Origin of the sequence: Mesorhizobium sp. AR07 (genome assembly GCF_024746815.1) — a bacterium.
GTDB lineage: Bacteria > Pseudomonadota > Alphaproteobacteria > Rhizobiales > Rhizobiaceae > Mesorhizobium.
In genome coordinates this window covers 210099-226628 of the sequence record NZ_CP080525.1, presented here as the reverse complement: position 1 = coordinate 226628, position 16530 = coordinate 210099, and the positions used below count along the sequence as shown (strand labels likewise).

The window sequence follows — 16530 nt, the reverse complement described above, 5'->3', positions numbered from 1 at the left end:
CCATCTATTGTTCCGGTCCGGCTTGTGCAATGGCATGGACTTCAATCAAAATGCGCCGGTCCTCGGTTCCAATCGCGAACCGAGGCATCGCAACCCGCCCCTATTGTCTGTTCGGAGCATTTTGATGACGCCCTTCCATCTCGCCTTCCCGGTCCGTGATCTCGATGAAACCCGAACTTTCTATGGCGACGTGCTGGGCTGCGCGATCGGCCGCTCATCGGCGACCTGGGTCGATTTCGATCTGTTCGGACACCAGATGTCGGCGCATCTGCGGCCGCAGGCCACGCAAGCCGCCAGTGACGGCAAGGTCGACGGCATCGTCGTGCCGATCCCGCATTTCGGCGCCGTGCTGCTGATGGACGACTGGCAGCGTCTGGCGACGCGGCTGGAGGCGCGCGACGACATCGACTGGCTGGAACGGCCGATGGTCCGCTTCAAGGGCGGGCCCGGCGAACAGGCGACTTTGTTCATCCGCGACCCCTCGGGCAATGCGCTGGAATTCAAGGGTTTTCGCTCACTGGAGCAGGTTTTCGCGCATTGAGCAGACGGGCCGGCAACGAGCCGGTGAATCAAGACGTCGCCACCGGCGTCCAGATCACATCCTCGATTTTCTGCGCGCCGGTCGCCAGCATGACCAGCCGGTCGAAGCCGAGCGCGATGCCGCTGGCCTGCGGCATGATGGCAAGGGCGGCGAGAAAATCCTCATCCAGCGGATAGCGCTCGCCATAGATGCGCTGTTTCTCGTCCATCTCGATCACGAAGCGCCGGCGCTGCTCGCCGGCATCGGTCAGTTCGCCAAAGCCGTTGGCGAGCTCGACGCCGCAGCAATAGAGCTCGAAGCGCTCGGCGACACGCGGATCCCTTGGGCTCGGCCGGGCCAAAGCCGCCTCGGCCACCGGATATTCGCACAGGATGGTCGCCCGGCCCTGCCCGAGAAACGGCTCGACCTTTTCCACCATCACCCGGCTGAACAAATCGGCCCAGCTGTCATCGGGCGCGGTGCGCAGGCCGGCCCGGACCAGGGCAGCATAGAGCGCGTCGCGGTCGGTGCCGCCATCGGCGGCGACCGTGGCCAGCAGATCGATGCCGGAATAGTGGCTGAAGGCGTCCGCCACCGTCAGCCGTTCCGGTGAGGCGAGCGGATCGCAGTCGCGGCCACGGAAGGAAAAGCGCGTGACCCCTGTCCTTGTCGCGGCCAGCGCCAGAAGGGCCGCGCAATCCTGCATCAGGCTCTCATAGGCCTCGCCCACCCGGTACCATTCGAGCATGGTGAACTCGGGATGGTGCAAGGGGCCGCGCTCGCGGTTGCGGTAGACCGGACCGAAGCTGAAAATGCGCTGCTCGCCGGCGGCAAGCAGCTTCTTGCAGGCGAATTCCGGCGATGTGTGGAGATAGAGCGGCGACCGCGCACCATCCGGCCCGACCACTTCCGCGGCGAAAGCCGCCAGATGCGCCTCGTTGCCGGGCGAAACCTGCAGGGCCGCGGTCTCCACCTCGACGAAGTCGCGCCGGGCGAACCAGTCGCGCAGGCTGGCGGCGATGGCGTTGCGCAGCATCAGCCGCGGGCGGCGGTCGGCGTGGACATGCGGCGTCCACCAGGGCGAGGCCGCGGTCATGGCCGGATTGCAGGCGAGTCAGTTCGCCCCACGTCAGTTCGCCCCGCGTCCGTTCGCATTGGGGGCTGGCGGTTCAAGCCAAGATGCGCTAGGCCCCCATCCAGCGCCGCACAAGCCGGCAAATGCCAGTCAACAACTCTTGCAGGATTTAAAACCGTGGTGAAAGTCATCGCCAGTTCGCTCCGCAAAGGCAATGTCGTCGACAAGGACGGCAAGCTTTATGTGATCCTCTTTGCCGAAAACATCCACCCAGGCAAGGGCACGCCGGTGACGCAGCTCGACATGCGCCGCATCGGCGACGGGGTGAAGGTTTCGGAGCGCTACCGCACCACCGAACAGGTGGAGCGCGCCTATGTGGAAGAGCGCGAGCACACCTTCCTCTATCGCGACGGCGAAGGTTTTCATTTCATGAACCCGGAAAGCTACGACCAGGTGGCGGTGTCGGAAGCCGTGGTCGGCGACATGGCGCCTTACCTTCTGGAAGGCATGGCCGTGCAGGTGTCACAGTTCAATGGCATTGCCATTTCCCTGGTGCTGCCGCAGCGCGCCACCTTCGAAGTGGTGGAAACCGAGCCGACAACCAAGGGACAGACGGCCTCGTCGTCCTACAAGCCGGCCGTGCTCTCCAACGGCGTGCGCACACTGGTGCCGCCGCACATCGCGCCGGGCACCCGCGTGGTGGTGATGACGGCCGACGGGGCGTATGTGGAGCGGGCGAAGGACTGAGGGGACGCGCCTTAAGCCCCTTTGAACTGTCGTCGATGATTGGGTTCAAGTACCGACGCTCAGCGCTCCAGAAAAACGCAGATACCGTATCATTGCTTGAAGCAGTGCTCGCGGTGCCATTGCAAGAAATGAGGATGCGGGCGTTCGAAGTGTCGGCGAGGCGGAAGCGCGCGGCGAGACTTGTTTATGAACCCATGCACGCTGTCGGGGTCGTTGACCTGTCGTGAGATCAGGATTTCCAAATCATCGGACAAGCTGATTAATCCGCGATCGAACATCCAATGCGCCGTACCGGACAATGCGATCCCATTATTGACGACATCAGGTCCGTTCATTTCGACCGGTCGAATGTGCGCGGCAGAAACCTCTGCCCGGCCGCCGCCATTTATCAACTTTAATCCTGTGATCGCGCAACGCTCATCATAGGCGCGTAAGATGATGCGACGGAAAATGCGGTCCCGCACGATTCGCGATCCGATGTAACTCACACGATCGCGGTTCTGCTCGAACTGAAATGGAGCCTGCTCATCCTGGAAGCTGCCGACCGATGTACCGATCTCATCGACGCGCGGGAGCAACGACTCGCTCGTGCCTAGGCCCAAATCGACAATGCGGTTGAAGTCGCTTCGGCTGAGTGGACGGACCGCCGATTGAGCACGACCAGAAATCCGTCCTTGGTCGTTAAGCAGACCCCGCTCAACGAGGCCATCCGCCCCGTTAAACGGAACATGATTGGCGAAATCGAGGTAGGATCCGGGCTCAATCAAAGCGAGGTACATACCAGGCGCCACAGGGTCAGGAATAACCTGCTGGATTTTGGCTAGGGCGAAATAGCCACGGGTGTCATCTACCTTGCTAGGTTCGTAGTAGATGATCCAATCGCCAACACACGCTTCCACACGACGCAGATATAGGCGCGGAAACTGATACTGCTCAGCTGGGCTGTCATCGTAGATCGAATCTGAGCGGTGGATGAAGACCCCAAATCCCATGATATTTCTACGTTACGCTTGTTTGGAGATAAGTACCTCTGGTCCGATACCGAAATCCGACATTGAGAGCTTAGTCCAGTTCGAAGAACCTCTTCCCCGCATATCGGCGATTGAAATAGACCTGTTTAATCGGGAATGTCACCCAGCCACCCGCTTGCCGCGCTTGCTCTTCCCGCCTCGCGCCTCCAGCACCCTCTCCACCTCGCGCTTCAGCTCATCCTTGATATCGGCCGTCTCGTTCATCAGGGCGTCGATCTTCAGGAAGTCGAGCACACGGTATCTCGACACTGCCGGGCGGACCAGGATGTCGGGGCGGCATTGGTTCAGCTTGTTGGCGATGATCGACTGCATCATCAGCTGCGTGGCGCCGAACATCAGGTCGACGGAGGTCGGCTGCTTGCGATCGGCCTCTTCCGGTGCGCCGACCACGTCGACACCGATGATGATGTCGGCGTCGTTTTCGATCAAGTCGAACGGCACGGGGTTGTAGATACCGCCGTCGATCAGCAGCCGTCCGTCGCGCATCACCGGACGGAACACGGCGGGTATCGCCGCCGAGGCCGCCAGCGCCGAGTGCAGGTCACCGTCGTCGAACACGGCCAGCTTGTGGGCGAAATAATCCGTCGCCGTCACCTTCAGAGGGATTTTCAGCTCGGCGAAGGTTTCGGGAATGGCCTCTGGCAGAAAGGCTTTCAGGATGCGCTCGACATTGAACTGGCTGACACGGATGCCGTTCTGCATGGCCTCGGCGATGGTGCCCGGCCGGGCTCGCCACATGCGGCTCGCCACTTCGGCGCGGCGGCCGAGGATCGAGCGGGCATAGTCGTGGATGTCCTTGCCGGTCATGCCGGCGGCCATGCCGGCGCCCATGATGGCACCGATCGAAGAGCCGGCAATCGCCACCGGCTTGATGCCCAACTCGTCCAGCGCCTCGATGACGTGGATATGCGCCAACCCGCGCGCGCCGCCGCCACCAAAGGCGATGCCGAAGCTAGGCGCCATTTTGGGTGGCTCCTGCCCAATGTCGGTTTCCAGGCGGGGACCGCCAATTGCCGAAATCGGCGCCGCCCCTCACCTGCCTGCCGGCATCCTCTCCCCGTATAGTGACGGGGAGAGGGGTGCTGGCATCGCCGATTTCGCCAATCACCAGCGTTGCAAGACAGGCGCCGAGGTTGCGGCCATCCCCGTCCCTATACGGGGAGTTGAGGAATGGTCCACTAGCGGACGAAAAGCCAATTGCTTGGCTTTTCGAATGACGAACGCCGGCAGGGCGATGAGGGGCAGCGCCGGCGCCCGGAAAAGAGAAACCGGCTCTCATCCCTTGCCGGCCTCGGCCAGTTTCGGGCCGATGACCATGATGGTCGGCTCGGCCGACAGCAGTTCTTTCGCTGCCGCCTTGACCTGGTCGAGCGTCACCGCGTTGATGTAGGCAGCGCGGCGCTGCATGTAGTCGATGCCGAGATCGTCAAGCTGCAGCTCGACCAGCGTCGAGGCGATGGAACTCGAAGAGTCCAGATTGTTGATGGCGTAGGCGCCGATCATGTATTTCTTGGTCGCCGCCAGCTCTGCCTCGGTCGGGCCGTCCTGCGCCAATTGCTTGATAACATTGCGAACAATTCCCAGCGTCTCGGCCGCCCGGTCCGAGCGGGTTCCGGTGCTGACGATCAGCGCGCTGGCGTGGTCCTGGTTGAACAGCGAGGAGTTGACGCTGTAGGCCAGCCCGCGTTTTTCACGCACCTCCTGGAACAGGCGCGAGGTGAAGGTGCCGCCGCCCAGAATCTCGTTCATCACCACGGCGGCAAAGAAATCCGGCGCCTTGCGCTTCACGCCGGGATAGGCGAGCTGCAGCGAGGTCTGCGGCAGGTCGTAGTCGACCTCGACATGCTGCGCCAGTTTCGGGTCGATATCGGCCACGGGGGCGAGCGCCTGGTTTTGCGGCAGGTCGCCGAACACCATGTCGAGCTTCTTCTTCAAAGTCTCGGGGTCGATGGCGCCGACCACGGCGACATGCAGGCCGCCGCGCGCGAAAACCGCCTTGTGAAAGGCTTTCAAATCATCCGGCGTGATGGTGGCGATGCTCTGCCTTGTGCCCTGGTCGGAGCGGGAATAGGGGTGGTCGCCATAGAGTGCGCGCGCCCATTTCTTCTGCGCCACCGTATCGGGGTCGTTCTCGCCGGCGATGATGCCGGACAGGATCTGGGCGCGGATGCGGTCGATCGGCGCCTGGTCGAAGCGCGGCTCGTTGACCGCCAGCCGCAACAGGTCGAACGCCTCGTCGCGCTGCTCGGCCAGCATGCGCATCGAGCCGTAGACGCCGTCGCGGCTGTCGTCGAAGCTCATCTCGGCGCCGGCGTCGTCGAGCTTGATCTGGAAGGCTTCGCTGTCGAGCGGGCCAGCGCCTTCGTCGAACAGGCCGGTCATCAGATTGGCCAAGCCCTCCTTGCCGACCGGATCCTGCGTCGAGCCGCCGTCGAAGACGAAGCGGATGGCGACGATCGGCACCGAATAATCCTCCACCAGCCAGGCGGTGATGCCTTTTGGCGAGGTGACGGACTGGATGTCCATCGCGCGTGCGGTGAGCGCCGGCAGGATCAGGAAGAGGATGGAGAGGAGTAAGGTTATCAGCGGCGCAACCGCACGCTTTGGGGCAATAGCTTCAGGCAAATGATGGCTTCCAACTTGTACTCGAGACGAACAATTGTCGAAGTCGCCGCCGCCCCTCATCCGCCTGCCGGCACCTTCTCCCCGTGTAGTGACGGGGAGAAGGGGGCTGGCCGCGGTCTCGGCCCCATTCTTCCAACCTTGGTGATTGGCGAAACCATTGATGATGGCGCCCCTCTCCCCGCCGCTATACGGGGAGAGGATGCCGGCAGGCAGGTGAGGGGCGGAGCCGGCATCTGTAATGAGCGAAGGATGGTGCCCGGAACGGGCCTGGTACGCAGCCGGCAGCCGAACCGGCTGCCCTGCGCGCGTGAGGGTGAGATGCTCGGTCAAATCAATTCCCCGCCTGTTGCTGCGGCAGCAAATAGCCGGTCGTCGACCGGGCGAGCACCAGGTAGCGCGCGGCGACGGCCTTGACCTCGTCTGTCGTGACCTTGCGGATGCGGTCCGGCCATTGCTGGACGTCCTGCACATTGCCGCCGGTGGCAAGCGTGGAGCCGTAGATGTTGGCCATGGAATCCTGCTTGTCGCGGGCAAAGATCATCGAGCGCACATAGCGGTCCTTGGCCTTTTCCAGCTCCGCCGATGTGACGCCGTCCTTGGCGATACGCGCCACCTCGGCATCGACCGCCGCTTCGACGTCGGCGAGCTTGGCATCGCCGCGCGGGGAGCCATAGACGGTGAAATTGGTGTCGTCGAGCATGGCGCCCTGGAAGTAGGCGCCGGCGCTGGACGCGATGCCTTGCTGGACGACGAGCGCCTGGTAGAGCCGGCTGCGGTTGCCGCCGCCAAGGATCTCCGCCAGCAGGTCGAGCGCTTCGGCCTCGCCCGGCTTGCCGGAATGATAGGACGGCACCACCCATTGCGTGGAAAAGCTCGGCACGCTGACGCGGGCATCGGCGAGCGTGACCGTGCGCTTGGTGTTCTGCTCCGGCTCGACCGGGCGGATGCGCGGCGGCAGATCAGGACCGCGCGGCACCTTGCCGAAGGTCTTTTCGGCCAGCGCCCTCACCCTGTCCGGCTCGACATCGCCGGCGACGATCAGCACGGCGTTGTTGGGCCGATAGTATTTGTCATAGAAGGCGGTGGCGTCGGTGCGGTTCAGCTGCTGCATCTCCTGCATCCAGCCGATGACTGGGATGCGGTAGGGCTGATTCTGCCACAGCGTGGCGTCGACTTCCTCGTCCAGCACGGCTTGCGGATTGTTGTCGATGCGCGAGCGGCGCTCCTCGAGGATGACGTCGCGCTCGGTCTTGATGACATCGTCGGTGAGGATGAGGTTGCGCATGCGGTCGGCCTCGAAGCTCATCATCAGCTCGAGCGCCGATGGCGCCACGGTCTCGTGGAAGGCGGTGTAGTCGTAGGAGGTGAAGGCGTTGTTGGAGCCGCCTATGTCGGAGACGGCGCGGTCGAACTCGCCGGCCGCATGATGGGTCGTCGCCTTGAACATCAGATGTTCGAAGAAATGGGCGATGCCGGACTTGCCCGGCGGCTCGTCGGCGCTGCCGATCTTGTACCACACCATATGGGTGACGATCGGCGCGCGGTGGTCGGGGATGACGACGACCTCCATGCCGTTGTCGAGCAGGAAATCCGTCACCTTGAACGCGGCCGGCTTCGTGTTGGGCGACACGGGGCTGTCGGCCAGCACCGGGCCGGTCATAGCGAAAGCCAGCGATGTCGCCAGCAGCGGTCCGCGCAGCCATTCAGCCTTAGTTGTCATCAATGGCTCCGATTTCCTGGCAGGACGATAGGCATGGTGCTGGCGACAAGCAAAGTGAATTGTTGGTCATGTTGCCGGCAAAGGCGGCGGCAAAGAGGCCGGCCATGGGTGCAAGGCGTATCAGGCGGCCTCGATGAAGCGGATCACCGTCTCGCCATAGTTGCGCTCGTCAAGCACGGAAAAGCCGGGGCCTGGCTCGAAGGGAGCCACTGCCGCCTCCTCGACCACGCACAGCGCGCCGGGGCGAAGCCAGCCGCCGGCCTTGGCGGACTGCAGAGCGCGCTCGCCAAGGCCCTTGCCGTAGGGTGGGTCGGCGAAGACGAGGCCGAACGGCGCCAGCGTGCCGGCCTCGCCAAGGCCGGTCGCATCGCGACGAAAAATCTTGGTGCGGCCGGTCAGACCGAACGCCTCGACGTTGTCGCGGATCAGGCCCCGGCCCTCCGCCGATTCCTCGATGAAGACGCTGTAAGACGCACCGCGCGACAGGGCTTCGAGGCCGAGCGCACCAGTGCCGGCGAACAGGTCGAGCACGCGCGCGCCGTCCAGTTGCTCCGCGAAGCGATGCGCCAGCACGTTGAAGACGGCCTCGCGTGTGCGATCGGTCGTCGGACGAATGGCGCTGGTGCGGGGCGTCGCCAGCGGACGCCCGCGAAACTCACCACCGACAATTCTCATCTCGTTCTGGGGCCTTTGGGGCCGCCGCGCGGCCGCTCACCGCCACCGGCGCCGCCCGGACGCTCGCCACGCGGCTTGCCGAACGGCTTTGCGCCGGCCGGTTTGCCATAAGACGGCTTGAACGACGCCTTGCGCGCCTTGGCCTCGGCCGCCTTGGCGGCGTCCGCTTCTGCCCTGCCCTTGCCGATCGGCCGCGCGCCGGGCGCCATCCAGACATTGGCTTTGCGCTGGCCGGGCGGCTCGATCGGCCGCTGCTCGCGCTCGGACTTCTTGCCACCGCCACGAGGCTTGTCGCCAAAACCGCCACGCGGCTTGTCGCCGAAGCCGCCACGGGGCTTGTCGCCGAAGCTGCGTTCGGGCCGCGGGCCGCGCTCGCCAAAGCTCTTTTCCGGCGCGGAGCCCCTGTCGGGACTGGTCGACAGCTTGCCCAGTGCTTCGTCGCGGCTGCCTTCGCGGCGCTTGCGGTTCTTGATCAGTCCGCCCTCGCCGATCGGCCGGCGCTCGCCGTCACGGGTGAACTTCGGCCGTTCCGGCTCCGGCTCGCGGATTTCGGTGCGCCGCACCGGCTTGTTGGAAAACGGCTTTGATATCTCGGCATCGAAATTGGCGCCGGATTCCTCGACCAGGCGCTCGCCAAGCTGGTCGCGCAGCACCCTGCCCTTGATCTCCAGCACATGGCCCTCGGCGAGGTCGTCGAGCTGGAACGGCCCGTAGGAGATGCGGATCAGCCGCGTCACATCGAGACCGAGCGAACCGAGGATGTTCCTGACTTCGCGGTTCTTGCCCTCGCGCAGGCCGATCGTCAGCCAGGCATTGGTGCCCTGCTCGCGGTCGAGCGTCGCTTCGATGGCGCCGTAGAAGACGCCGTCGACGGCAATGCCTTCACGCAGGCCGGCGAGCGCGCTTTCCTCGACCTTGCCATGCACGCGCACCCGGTAGCGGCGCAGCCAGCCGGTGGCCGGCAGTTCGAGCACGCGCGACAGGCCGCCATCATTGGTGAGCAGCAGCAGGCCTTCGGTGTTGATGTCGAGCCGGCCGATGGTCATCAGCCGCGGCAATTCAGCCGGCAGCACGTCGAAGACGGTCTTGCGGCCCTCGGGATCGCGGTTGGTGGTGACGACGCCGGCCGGCTTGTGGAACAGGAACAGGCGCGTGCGTTCGATCGGCGGGATTTCCATGCCGTCGAGATGGATGATGTCGTCGGGCATCACATTGAAGGCCGGCGAGGTCAGCGCGCGGCCATTGACCTTGACGCGGCCGGCAGCGATCAGCTCCTCGGCATCGCGGCGTGAGGCGAGGCCGGCACGCGCCAGCCGCTTGGCGATGCGTTCGCCTGCCTCTTCCGGCACGTCCGGGGAACGCGGACGCGGCTTGAAACCAGCGCCCGATGCCCCTTGCGGCCGATCGCCAAAGTCGCGCTTGGGACGGTCGCCGCCGAAGTCACGCTTCGGGCGGTCAGCGAAGTCACGCTTCGGACGATCGCCGGCGTCTCGCGGCGCACGATCGCCAAAATCACGCTTGGGACGGTCGAAACGCTTTTCGCCCTCCGCTGCCGCCGCCACCGGACGGTCGCCGCGCGGTGCGTAGGGCTTGCGCGGTCCTTCGCGCTTTTCATACGGCTTGCGCTCGCCTTCGGCCGCTACCGGGCGATCCCCACGCGGCGCATAAGGCTTGCGCGGTCCTTCGCGCTTTTCATACGGCTTGCGCTCGCCTTCGGCGGCCACCGGACGGTCGCCACGCGGCGCGTAGGGCTTGCGCGGTCCTTCACGCTTTTCATACGGCTTGCGCTCGCCTTCGGCCGTCATTGGGCGGTCACCGCGCGGCGCATAGGGTTTGCGCGGTCCTTCGCGCTTTTCATACGGCTTGCGCTCGCCTTCGGCCGCCATTGGGCGGTCACCGCGCGGCGCATAGGGTTTACGCGGCCCTTCGCGCTTTTCAAATGGCTTGCCTTCGGGACGCGGCCCCTTGCTGAATGGCTTGTCGCCGCCCTTGAAGTCGCGCTTCGGCCGCTCGCCTTCGGCGGCCATCGGCCCGTCGCCGCGTGGTGCGTAGGGTTTCTTGGCGCCAAAGGACGGCTTGCCGCCTTTGCCGGCGGCGCCGTCACGGCTGCGCGGTCCCGCGGCGTTCGAGCCGCTTTTGACCGGACCCTTCTTGGGTCGGAATTTCTTGTCGTTGTCGTCCATGTGGCCTTTGCCCGTTTGCGCTGCTACAGCGTGGCGCATCCTTTTGGGCGCGCAACGAACGCTGTAGCACTTTTGATTTGGCGCATGATCATTCTCGAAAGCCGAGTCCGATTTTCGAGGTCATGCGCTCAATAACAGGATCACCAGAGTTTGTCAGGGAAAAGTGGAGACCGGTTTTTCCCAAAGGACAAACGAAAACCAAAAGCCTGGAGCAAGTGCGGTTCATCCTGAAACGGACTTGCTCCAGAGTGGCGAGGAGACAATCGGAATGGAAATCGCGTGAAGCAGCCGGATTTCATGGCGCTGGCGCTGAAAGAGGCGGAAGCTGCGGCGCAGCGCGGCGAAGTGCCGGTCGGCGCCGTCATCGCCAGCGGCGATGGCATTGTCGCCAGCGCCGGCAACCGCACACGCGAGCTTGCCGACCCGACGGCGCATGCCGAGATGCTGGTCATCCGCGAAGCCTGCCGCAAACTCTCGAGCGAGCGGCTCACCGGCCATGATCTCTATGTAACGCTGGAGCCTTGCGCCATGTGCGCGGGCGCCATTTCCTTCGCCCGGCTGCGCCGGCTCTATTTCGGCGCGACCGACGACAAGGGCGGCGCGGTGGTCAACGGCGTGCGCTTCTTCGCCTCGCCAACCTGCCACCACACGCCGGATATCTACCCGGGCATGGGCGAGACCGAAGCGGCCCTGCTGCTGAAGGAATTTTTCCGCGAGCGGCGCGGCTGAACCGCGCGTTTTACAGCGACGGCAGCCAGTCGAACCAGCCGCTGCCCTTCTTGCCTTCCGCCTCTTTCTTCAGGCGGCGTTCCTTCTTGTACTCGTCCTCGCCAAGCTGATCTTGCGGCGCGGTGCTTGCCGCGACACGATACTGCACTGGCGGTTCGCTCAGATATTTGCGGGTGTTCGGGTCGCCCTGCTTGCTTTCGGCAAGGCGGCGCTGGATCTCGGCGGCGCGGCCCTTGTCGGAATCGGCTGGAGTCCAGCGCGGCGGATGGCCCGAACCCGACTCCGCCAGCATCTTTTTTACCGCTTCGGGGTCGGTCTGGACGTCGTTGACGATCTCCGACTGATAAGCCGGATCGTTCTGATGGGCGGTGGCGTCGGCGCGCAGGCGGGCGCGGCGCTGCTCTGGCGATTCGGGCCATTCGGCGCTCGCCGTCTCGATGCTGTCCTGCGGCGCCGGCAGCGCGTCCTTCTGGCCTGGCGCCGGCTTCACCAGCGTCGGACGCGGCTTGTAGTCGATCTGGTCCTTGTGCTTCGGCGCAAACGAAAAGGCGCTGGAAATATCGCCGGCCAGCTGTGCGCCGGCGGTCTTGTCGGTGCCGTAGGTCGGAGAGCCCATGCAGCCGGACAGAGCCAGGCCCGATGCGACAAGCGGCGCCAGCAGCGCAAGGCGCGCGTTATATCTCTCGGTCATGCCAAAAAGTCCCACTCTAGACAGCCTCTCGATTGCCACCGGCCTGATGTCCGGTCCCCATCGTCCAAGCACTTGCGACGGAAATCCGGCGACAATTTGTCTTCCGGAGTTTCGCGTGTTTACCTCAACCACTCGTTAAGGGCAACGCGTGGGCGGTTTTCACCCGCCCAGCGTGGCATTTGTGCACCGATAGAGCCTTTCCGATCGGCCGGCCAATCAAAGCCGGCCAAGCGCCTTCAACTCGTGCAGCACCGCCGCATCGCGCGCCGAAACATCAGGAAACGCAGCGTCCTGCCCGACATCGGCGGTGTAGCGCCAGGACCGTGCGCATTTCACCAGGCCGCGGTCCTGCGCCTTCTCGACCACCACGGCGACGCCCCTGACGTCGTCGAGCGTGAAGGCGCCTGCCGGCGCCTGCCCATGCACGATTACCAGTTCGCTGGTGATCGCCATCTCGGCCATGTCGACATCCGATATCGCCGCCTCGAGCGCCGCATCGTCGATGGTGACGACCGGCACGGCTTCCAGCGACGAACCGATCACCCTCTGGGCGCGCGCGATCTCCAGCGCGCCGGTGACGACACGGCGCACCTGCCGCACCTTGCGCCACTTTTCCGCCAGCGCCTCGTTCTTCCAGTCCACCGGTATCTGCGGGAACTGGTCGAGATGCACCGAGACGGCGTCCGGATGGCGGTCGAGCCAGGCCTCTTCCATGGTGAAGGGCAGCATCGGCGCCAGCCATTTCACCAGACAGTCGAAGAGATGGCGCACCACCTGTACCGAGGCCTTGCGTTTCACGCTCGACGGTGCGTCGCAGTAGAGCGCGTCCTTGCGGATGTCGAAGTAGAAGGCCGACAGTTCGACAACCATGAAGTCGAGCAGCGTGCGGGTGATGCGCTTGAACTCGAAGGCGTCGTAGCCCGAGCGCACGACTTCATCCAGCTCGGCCAGCCGGTGCAGCATCAGCCGCTCCAGCTCCGGCATTTTGTCCAGCGGCACCTCTTCGCCATCGTCGTGGGCAAGCGTGCCCAGCATCCAGCGGATGGTGTTGCGCAGCTTGCGGTAGGCGTCGATGTTGGTCTGCAGCACGTTCTTGCCGAGCCGCTGGTCTTCCCAGTAGTCGGTGGTCACCACCCACAGACGCAGGATATCGGCGCCCGACTGCTTGATGACATCCTGCGGCACGACCGTGTTGCCGAGCGACTTCGACATCTTGCGCCCATCCTCGTCCATGGTGAAGCCATGGGTGACGACAGTGTCGTAAGGCGCCCTGCCCCTGGTGCCACAGCTTTCCAGCAGCGAGGAATGGAACCAGCCGCGATGCTGGTCGGAGCCTTCCAGATAGACGTCGGCCGGCCATTTCAGATCCGGGCGATCCTCCAGCGTGAAGGCGTGCGTCGAGCCCGAATCGAACCAGACGTCGAGGATGTCCATCACCTGCTTCCATTTCGAAGCATCGTGATTGCCGAGGAAACGCTCCTTGGCGCCGGCGGCGAACCAGGCGTCGGCACCCTCCTTCTCGAAGGCGTCCATGATGCGCTGGTTGACCGCCTCGTCCTTCAGCACATTGCCGTCGGCGTCGGCGAATACGGCGATCGGCACACCCCAGGCGCGCTGGCGCGACAGCACCCAGTCGGGGCGCTCCTCGATCATGGCGCGGATGCGGTTCTGGCCGGCGGCGGGCACGAAACGGGTATCGTCGATCGCTTTCAGCGCGCGGCTGCGCAGCGTCGAGCCGTCGCCGAGGTCCTTGTCCATATAGACGAACCACTGCGGCGTGTTGCGGAAGATGATTGGCTTCTTCGACCGCCAGGAATGCGGGTAGCTGTGCTTCAGCCGGCCGCGCGCGAACAGCGCATTGCGCTTGATCAGTTCGTCGATGACCGCCTGGTTGGCATTGCCCTTCTTGCCATTGTCGTCGATGACGCGTGCGGCCCCGCCCTCGCGGTCCGGGCCGAAGCCCGGCGCGTCCTTGGTGAAGAAGCCGCCATCGTCGACGGTGAACGGGATGGCGCTGTCGATGCCGCGGGCGCGCAGATCCACTGCTGCGTCCATCCAGGCGTCAAAGTCCTCGCGGCCGTGGCCGGGCGCGGTGTGGACGAAGCCGGTGCCGGCATCGTCGGTGACATGGTCGCCGGCAAGCATTGGCACGGGAAATTCGTAGCCGCCGCCAAAGCCCTTGAACGGATGCGAAAGCGTAAGACTTCCAAGCTCTTGCGCCGAAACATCGCGAAGCCGGTTCAAGGTGACCTTGGCCTTGACAGAGGATTCCTCGGCCAGCGCGTCGGCGAAGATCAGCTTTTCGCCCGGCTGCGGGCCGAACGCGTTCTCGGCCACTGTCACCTCGTAGAGGCCATAGCCGATGCGTGGCGAGTAGTTGACGGCGCGATTGCCAGGGATCGTCCAGGGCGTCGTCGTCCAGATGACGACGTGCGCCTGCAGCAGATCGAGCGCTCCCTCCGTCAGTTTGGTCTCGCCATCATCGACGGGCCGGACCAGGCTGACGACCGGAAACTTCACCCAAATCGTGTCGGACTCATAGTCCTGGTACTCGACCTCGGCCTCGGCCAGTGCGGTACGCTCGACGACGCTCCACATCACCGGCTTGGAGCCGCGATAGAGCTGGCCCGACATGGCGAACTTCAGCAGTTCGCCAGCAATGCGTGCCTCGGCATGGAAAGCCATCGTCGTGTAGGGGTTCTTGAAGTCTCCGACGACGCCGAGCCGCTGGAACTCGCCGCCCTGCACGGTGATCCAGTGCGCGGCGAACTCGCGGCATTCCTGGCGGAACTCGTTGACCGGAACCTCGTCCTTGTTCTTGCCCTTGGCGCGGTACTGCTCCTCGATCTTCCATTCGATCGGCAGGCCATGGCAGTCCCAGCCAGGCACGTAGTTCGAGTCGTAGCCGCGCATCTGGAACGAGCGGGTGATGACGTCCTTGAGGATCTTGTTTAGGGCATGGCCGATATGGATGTTGCCGTTGGCGTAGGGCGGGCCGTCATGCAGCACGTATTTCGTGCGGCCGGCAGCGCTTTCGCGCAGCTTGCGGTAGAGGTCCATATCCTGCCAGCGCTGGACCAGCAGCGGCTCCTTTTCGGGCAAGCCGGCGCGCATCGGAAAATCCGTCTGCGGCAGATAAAGCGTCTTGGAATAGTCGATCGTTAAACTGTTGGGCGTTTCGTCGGTCATTGGTCTGCCATGTGCGTGCCCGGCCAGACGGCCTGCGGCGTTGAAGTCTTTGCCTTGACGCCTATCGCTTTCCCAAAACCGAAGCCACTTTTGGGCGATATGCGTTGATGATCTGGAAAAAGCGCGAGAGGCCGCGCGCAAGATTCCAGGCGGCTCCGGCGGCGCTCAGGCCGCCCGGAACACCGGGCCGGTAATTCGTATCGCCAGCGCGTGAAGGCGCGAAAAGCTCGTCATCGGTGGGCTTTTAGCCGAGATAGGCGCAGGAATAAAGCGCCTCGTTCGATTCACTTAGAGACTGTTCGAAATTCGCTCCGGCGAGTCATATGGTGGTGGTTTTGAGAACCTTAGCGCAGTGGACATTGGGTCCATGAGCACCGGAAGCGCAGAAAACGCCGCTAGATGGCCGCCGGAGTAGAATTACCAAACAGTCTCTTACATCGTGAAGTTGAAGCGATAGGTGGTCGAGACGCCGATCATGAACTGGTTGCGGTCGCCGCGCTCCCTGACCAGGCTGGAATCGGCCGCAGGCCCCATCAGGCGCGAATATTCGCCAAACAGGCTGGCGGTCATCGGCTCCGTCACCTTCCAGGTTATGGCGCCGCCGAGGCCGGTCGATTTCAGGCCGCCACCGGGATGATATTCGCTGAGCCCCGAGGCGACGGCCTCCTGCGCGTCGACGCCGTAATAGGCGTCGAAATAGTTGGCCGAGGCAAATGAAACACGCGGCCCGCCCGAAATCCGGACAGTTGGCGTGACGTCATAAAAGGCGTCGGCGGCGATATCGGCGACAAAGCCGTTGTGCGCGCGAATGCCGTGGCGCAGTTCGGCGCGGGCGCGCAGCCAATCGGTCGGATAGAATTCGAAGAAGCCGCCGACCTCGCCGCCCCAGCGAACCGGATCGAGGCCCTTCAATTCATCGGCGTTGCCATCGTCACGGGAAAACAGGAACTTGCCGGTCAGGCCGGCACGAACGCTGCCATCGTCGACCAGCGCCAATGAGATGTTGTCGTTGCGCGAGGTGAAGCGGGCCGCCGGTCCGGCCTTGCCCAGAGAGACGATCGGCGAGGCACTGAGCAGGTACTTCTTGCCGCCATCGAAGTTCGGCGCGACCATGCCCGTGGCGCCGACGGTCAGATACCAGTCGCCGGACAGCCAGCTGCCCTCGCCCGCATTGGCGGCGCCCGCGCTACCCAGCACCGCAGCGGCCAACATCACAGAGATTTTCCCGACCGGACTCATGGCCACTCCACTAACACAACGCACACTATTACCGATGACAGCTTTGACGGCCGTTTGGTAAAATTTGATTTAAACCCGAGACATCCGATCGCGGATTGCCGTGATC

At 64.1% G+C, this 16530-nt stretch carries 13 protein-coding genes; 3 read left to right on the top strand and 10 right to left on the bottom strand.

Going from position 1 to position 16530, the window contains the following annotated elements:
• Positions 1–124 precede the first annotated feature (124 nt).
• The gene (locus BPNPMPFG_RS01195; protein WP_258592863.1) at positions 125–541 is read left to right on the top strand and encodes a VOC family protein; all 417 of its coding nucleotides are present in this window, start codon (positions 125–127) and stop codon (positions 539–541) included.
• A gap of 28 nt (positions 542–569) precedes the next feature.
• Here the strand turns inward: BPNPMPFG_RS01195 and epmA are convergent, their stop codons facing one another.
• Positions 570–1616 carry an EF-P lysine aminoacylase EpmA gene (gene epmA / locus BPNPMPFG_RS01190; RefSeq protein ID WP_258592862.1) on the bottom strand — a complete coding sequence of 349 codons (1047 nt, stop codon included), beginning with the start codon at positions 1614–1616 and terminating at the stop codon, positions 570–572.
• A gap of 156 nt (positions 1617–1772) precedes the next feature.
• On the opposite strand from epmA, the gene efp reads away from it, so the two are divergent.
• Positions 1773–2342, top strand: coding sequence for an elongation factor P (gene efp / locus BPNPMPFG_RS01185; protein ID WP_027038615.1), 570 nt, complete (start codon positions 1773–1775; stop codon positions 2340–2342).
• An 89-nt stretch (positions 2343–2431) separates the two neighbouring features.
• Here efp and BPNPMPFG_RS01180 read toward each other — a convergent pair whose 3' ends face one another.
• From BPNPMPFG_RS01180 to BPNPMPFG_RS01155, 6 genes are all read right to left on the bottom strand, one after another.
• A complete protein-coding gene (locus BPNPMPFG_RS01180; protein WP_258592861.1) occupies positions 2432–3334 on the bottom strand; it encodes an HNH endonuclease in 903 nt (300 codons plus the stop codon).
• A gap of 138 nt (positions 3335–3472) precedes the next feature.
• Positions 3473–4336, bottom strand: coding sequence for a patatin-like phospholipase family protein (locus BPNPMPFG_RS01175; protein WP_258592860.1), 864 nt, complete (start codon positions 4334–4336; stop codon positions 3473–3475).
• A 312-nt stretch (positions 4337–4648) separates the two neighbouring features.
• Positions 4649–5998: a M16 family metallopeptidase gene (locus BPNPMPFG_RS01170; protein WP_258592859.1), complete on the bottom strand. Its 1350-nt coding sequence runs from the start codon at positions 5996–5998 to the stop codon at positions 4649–4651.
• Between the two features lie 331 nt (positions 5999–6329).
• The gene (locus tag BPNPMPFG_RS01165; RefSeq protein WP_258592858.1) at positions 6330–7718 is read right to left on the bottom strand and encodes a M16 family metallopeptidase; all 1389 of its coding nucleotides are present in this window, start codon (positions 7716–7718) and stop codon (positions 6330–6332) included.
• A gap of 120 nt (positions 7719–7838) precedes the next feature.
• The gene (gene rsmD, locus BPNPMPFG_RS01160) at positions 7839–8393 is read right to left on the bottom strand and encodes a 16S rRNA (guanine(966)-N(2))-methyltransferase RsmD (protein ID WP_258592857.1); all 555 of its coding nucleotides are present in this window, start codon (positions 8391–8393) and stop codon (positions 7839–7841) included.
• Positions 8390–10576: a pseudouridine synthase gene (locus tag BPNPMPFG_RS01155; RefSeq protein ID WP_258592856.1), complete on the bottom strand. Its 2187-nt coding sequence runs from the start codon at positions 10574–10576 to the stop codon at positions 8390–8392. The genes rsmD and BPNPMPFG_RS01155 overlap by 4 nt, the downstream gene beginning before the upstream one ends.
• Before the next feature lie 279 nt (positions 10577–10855).
• Between BPNPMPFG_RS01155 and BPNPMPFG_RS01150 the strand changes: the two genes are divergently transcribed.
• Positions 10856–11305, top strand: a complete 450-nt coding sequence (locus tag BPNPMPFG_RS01150) for a nucleoside deaminase (protein WP_258592855.1) — start codon at positions 10856–10858, stop codon at positions 11303–11305.
• A 10-nt stretch (positions 11306–11315) separates the two neighbouring features.
• On the opposite strand, the gene BPNPMPFG_RS01145 is transcribed toward BPNPMPFG_RS01150, so the two are convergent.
• The 3 genes from BPNPMPFG_RS01145 to BPNPMPFG_RS01135 all read right to left on the bottom strand — a co-directional run bounded on the left by BPNPMPFG_RS01145 (position 11316) and on the right by BPNPMPFG_RS01135 (position 16397).
• Positions 11316–11996, bottom strand: a complete 681-nt coding sequence (locus BPNPMPFG_RS01145) for a hypothetical protein (RefSeq protein ID WP_258592854.1) — start codon at positions 11994–11996, stop codon at positions 11316–11318.
• A gap of 216 nt (positions 11997–12212) precedes the next feature.
• A complete protein-coding gene (ileS, locus tag BPNPMPFG_RS01140) occupies positions 12213–15185 on the bottom strand; it encodes an isoleucine--tRNA ligase (protein ID WP_258592853.1) in 2973 nt (990 codons plus the stop codon).
• A gap of 432 nt (positions 15186–15617) precedes the next feature.
• Positions 15618–16397 (bottom strand): MipA/OmpV family protein, encoded by a 780-nt coding sequence (locus tag BPNPMPFG_RS01135; RefSeq protein ID WP_258592852.1) that lies wholly within the window; start codon positions 16395–16397, stop codon positions 15618–15620.
• Positions 16398–16530: the final 133 nt, after the last annotated feature.

Excerpts from the sequence above, each read along its gene's own strand:
- BPNPMPFG_RS01180 (WP_258592861.1), bottom strand. The coding sequence starts at position 3,334 with ATGGGATTTGGGGTCTTCATCCACCGCTCAGATTCGATCTACGATGAC.
- BPNPMPFG_RS01155 (WP_258592856.1), bottom strand. The coding sequence starts at position 10,576 with ATGGACGACAACGACAAGAAATTCCGACCCAAGAAGGGTCCGGTCAAA.
- BPNPMPFG_RS01165 (WP_258592858.1), bottom strand. The coding sequence starts at position 7,718 with ATGACAACTAAGGCTGAATGGCTGCGCGGACCGCTGCTGGCGACATCG.
- rsmD (WP_258592857.1), bottom strand. The coding sequence starts at position 8,393 with ATGAGAATTGTCGGTGGTGAGTTTCGCGGGCGTCCGCTGGCGACGCCC.
- BPNPMPFG_RS01195 (WP_258592863.1), top strand. The coding sequence starts at position 125 with ATGACGCCCTTCCATCTCGCCTTCCCGGTCCGTGATCTCGATGAAACC.
- epmA (WP_258592862.1), bottom strand. The coding sequence starts at position 1,616 with ATGACCGCGGCCTCGCCCTGGTGGACGCCGCATGTCCACGCCGACCGC.
- BPNPMPFG_RS01135 (WP_258592852.1), bottom strand. The coding sequence starts at position 16,397 with ATGTTGGCCGCTGCGGTGCTGGGTAGCGCGGGCGCCGCCAATGCGGGC.
- ileS (WP_258592853.1), bottom strand. The coding sequence starts at position 15,185 with ATGACCGACGAAACGCCCAACAGTTTAACGATCGACTATTCCAAGACG.
- BPNPMPFG_RS01145 (WP_258592854.1), bottom strand. The coding sequence starts at position 11,996 with ATGACCGAGAGATATAACGCGCGCCTTGCGCTGCTGGCGCCGCTTGTC.
- BPNPMPFG_RS01175 (WP_258592860.1), bottom strand. The coding sequence starts at position 4,336 with ATGGCGCCTAGCTTCGGCATCGCCTTTGGTGGCGGCGGCGCGCGCGGG.